The organism is Bacteroides sp. AM54-2NS (assembly GCF_003602935.1).
Classification (GTDB): Bacteria; Bacteroidota; Bacteroidia; order Bacteroidales; family Bacteroidaceae; genus Bacteroides; species Bacteroides xylanisolvens.
Genome location: NZ_QTMZ01000097.1, coordinates 1 through 3558, shown reverse-complemented (window position 1 = coordinate 3558; position 3558 = coordinate 1). Strand labels below are relative to the sequence as shown.

Genomic DNA, 3558 nt, shown 5'->3' with positions numbered 1-3558 from the left:
TATAGATAGAGATAAACAAGAGAAAAAAGAAGCCGAGTCTAGACGAAAGGTAGACAAGGTTGAACTAGTCCTATAGCTCAGTTGGTTAGAGCGCTACACTGATAATGTAGAGGTCGGCAGTTCAACTCTGCCTGGGACTACCAAGCTCAAGAATGAGGAACAGCGAAAGCTGAAAGCTAAAAGCTAAAAAACGATATTTTTGAATAACCTCTTGGGGGATTAGCTCAGCTGGCTAGAGCATCTGCCTTGCACGCAGAGGGTCAACGGTTCGAATCCGTTATTCTCCACTCTCTCTGAAAAGAGAAACGATCTTTGACATGATGTACAAAAAGTAAAATTAAAAGTAAGAGCTAAAAGTATATATCAAACCGTACGTGTTCGAATATGCAATATTGACAGCCGGAAGCAATTCCCCAAGTCAATACCAGTATGAGAATAAAACGTTTGAAAGAAAGTAAGCAAGGGCGCATGGCGGATGCTTGGCTCTCGGAGGCGATGAAGGACGTGATAAGCTGCGATAAGCTTCGGGTAGGTGCAAATAACCTTTGATCCGAAGATTTCCGAATGGGACAACCCGGCATTCTGAAGGAATGTCATCCATCCTAGATGGAAGCTAACGCAGGGAACTGAAACATCTTAGTACCTGTAGGAAAAGAAAATAATAATGATTCCCCAAGTAGTGGCGAGCGAACGGGGATTAGCCCAAACCAATGTTGTTACGGCAATATTGGGGTTGTAGGACCACGATGTCGCAAGACTTTAGTGAGAAGAATTCTTTGGAAAATGAAACCATAGACGGTGATAGTCCGGTATTCGAAGCTAAACGAAGCGTAGTGGTATCCTGAGTAGCGCGGGACACGAGGAATCTTGCGTGAATCTGCCGGGACCATCCGGTAAGGCTAAATACTCCCGAGAGACCGATAGCGAACCAGTACTGTGAAGGAAAGGTGAAAAGCACTTCGAATAGAAGAGTGAAATAGTCCCTGAAACCGTGCGCCTACAAGCGGTCGGAGCAGCGTAAGCTGTGACGGCGTGCCTTTTGCATAATGAACCTACGAGTTACTTTTTCCGGCAAGGTTAAGCATTTCAAAATGTGTAGCCGAAGCGAAAGCGAGTCTGAACAGGGCGATTAGTCGGAAGGAGTAGACGCGAAACCAAGTGATCTACCCTTGGTCAGGTTGAAGGTTAGGTAACACTAACTGGAGGACCGAACCGATAAGCGTTGAAAAGCTTCCGGATGAACTGAGGGTGGGGGTGAAAGGCTAATCAAACTTGGAGATAGCTCGTACTCCCCGAAATGCATTTAGGTGCAGCCTTGGGAATTACTACTGTGAGGTAGAGCGACTGATAAGATGCGAGGCTTCACCGCCTATCAAGTCTTGATAAACTCCGAATGCGCAGTAGTTCGATCCCAGGAGTGAGGGCATGGGTGCTAAGGTCCATGTCCTAAAGGAGAAGAATCCGGACCATCAGCTAAGGTCCCGAAATAATTGCTAAGTTGAACTAACGAAGTCAGATTGCTAAGACAGCTAGGATGTTGGCTTGGAAGCAGCCATTCATTTAAAGAGTGCGTAACAGCTCACTAGTCGAGGAGTTTGGCGTGGATAATAATCGGGCATTAAGCAATTTACCGAAGCTATGGGATCAGTAATGATCGGTAGGGGAGCATTCCACTCCGCGTCGAAGGTGAAGCGTGAGCTTTGCTGGAGCGTGTGGAAAAGCAAATGTAGGTATAAGTAACGATAAAGGGGGTGAGAAACCCCCTCGCCGAAAGACTAAGGTTTCCTGATCAACGCTAATCGGATCAGGGTTAGTCGGGTCCTAAGGCTCAGCCGAACGGTGAGGCCGATGGCAGAACAGGTTAATATTCCTGTACTACCTTAAGGAGTGACGTGGAGACGGAGCAGTGATAGCGCCGCGGACTGACGGAATAGTCCGTTGAAGGGTGTAGATGTTGATCTTTGCAGGCAAATCCACAAAGAGAGTCGAACCTGATAGTATGGAACGTTCTTCGGAACAATCCAATAGTGCGTGTAAGCATACTCCCAAGAAAATCCGCTAAACTTAATCTTTAAGGTACCCGTACCGCAAACGGACACACGTAGTCGGGTTGAATATACTAAGGCGCTTGAGTGATTCACGGTTAAGGAACTAGGCAAATTGACCCTGTAACTTCGGGATAAAGGGTCCCAACGAGAGTTGGGCGCAGAGAATAGGTCCAGGCAACTGTTTAACAAAAACACAGGGCTGTGCTAAATTGAAAGATTACGTATACAGCCTGACACCTGCCCGGTGCTGGAAGGTTAAGAGGAGATGTCATCGCAAGAGAAGCATTGAATTGAAGCCCCAGTAAACGGCGGCCGTAACTATAACGGTCCTAAGGTAGCGAAATTCCTTGTCGGGTAAGTTCCGACCTGCACGAATGGTGTAATGATCTGGACACTGTCTCAACCGTGAGCTCAGTGAAATTGTAGTATCGGTGAAGATGCCGATTACCCGCGATGGGACGAAAAGACCCCGTGAACCTTTACTATAGCTTAACATTGAATTTGGGTAATTGATGTGTAGGATAGGCCGGAGACTTTGAATCAGGTACGCCAGTATTTGTGGAGTCGCTGTTGAAATACGGCCCTTTGATTATTTGAGTTCTAACTCGTGGATGCGAGGACACTGTTTGGTGGGTAGTTTGACTGGGGTGGTCGCCTCCAAAAGTGTAACGGAGGCTTCTAAAGGTGCCCTCAGGACGATTGGTAACCGTCCGTAGAGTGTAATGGCATAAGGGCGCTTGACTGGGAGACAGACAAGTCGATCAGGTAGGAAACTAGAGCATAGTGATCCGGTGTTTCCGCATGGAAGGGACATCGCTCAAAGGATAAAAGGTACTCCGGGGATAACAGGCTGATCCCTCCCAAGAGCTCATATCGACGGAGGGGTTTGGCACCTCGATGTCGGCTCGTCACATCCTGGGGCTGGAGAAGGTCCCAAGGGTTGGGCTGTTCGCCCATTAAAGTGGCACGCGAGCTGGGTTCAGAACGTCGTGAGACAGTTCGGTCTCTATCTATCGTGGGCGTATGAAATTTGCGTGGCTCTGACACTAGTACGAGAGGACCGTGTTGGACTGACCGCTGGTTTACCAGTTGTGCCGCCAGGTGCATCGCTGGGTATCTAAGTCGGGATTGGATAAGTGCTGAAAGCATCTAAGTACGAAGCCAGCCACAAGATTAGATTTCTTAGGGTCGTTAAAGACGATGACGTTGATAGGATGCAGGTGTAAAGGTGGTAACATCAAAGCCGAGCATTACTAATTGCCCGTTCACTTTCTTTCAAATATGTACCGGTTGGGTATATACGTTTAGCGGATTACTGATACGGAAACTGGAAACAGAGAACAGAAACATACTAGTAATGAACTTGAGATTTTACTTTTCATCATGTCATAACCTTATTCAGGTGGTTATAGCACGAGGGTTCCACCTCTTCCCATTCCGAACAGAGAAGTTAAGCCTCGTCACGCCGATGGTACTGCGTAACAGTGGGAGAGTAGGTAGCCGCCGTTTT

2 tRNA genes and 2 rRNA genes are annotated in these 3558 nt (G+C 47.5%); all 4 read left to right on the top strand.

The features are described 5' to 3' along the window. Nucleotides 1-66 precede the first annotated feature (66 nt). The 4 genes from DXA05_RS25600 to rrf all read left to right on the top strand — a co-directional run bounded on the left by DXA05_RS25600 (nucleotide 67) and on the right by rrf (nucleotide 3557). Nucleotides 67-143: transfer RNA gene (locus DXA05_RS25600), tRNA-Ile, on the top strand. Between the two features lie 70 nt (nucleotides 144-213). Continuing rightward, nucleotides 214-287 (top strand) — tRNA-Ala (locus DXA05_RS25595). A gap of 161 nt (nucleotides 288-448) precedes the next feature. Further along, nucleotides 449-3325: ribosomal RNA gene (locus DXA05_RS25590) — 23S ribosomal RNA — on the top strand. Between the two features lie 121 nt (nucleotides 3326-3446). Further along, nucleotides 3447-3557: ribosomal RNA gene (gene rrf, locus DXA05_RS25585) — 5S ribosomal RNA — on the top strand. Nucleotide 3558 lies beyond the last annotated feature (1 nt).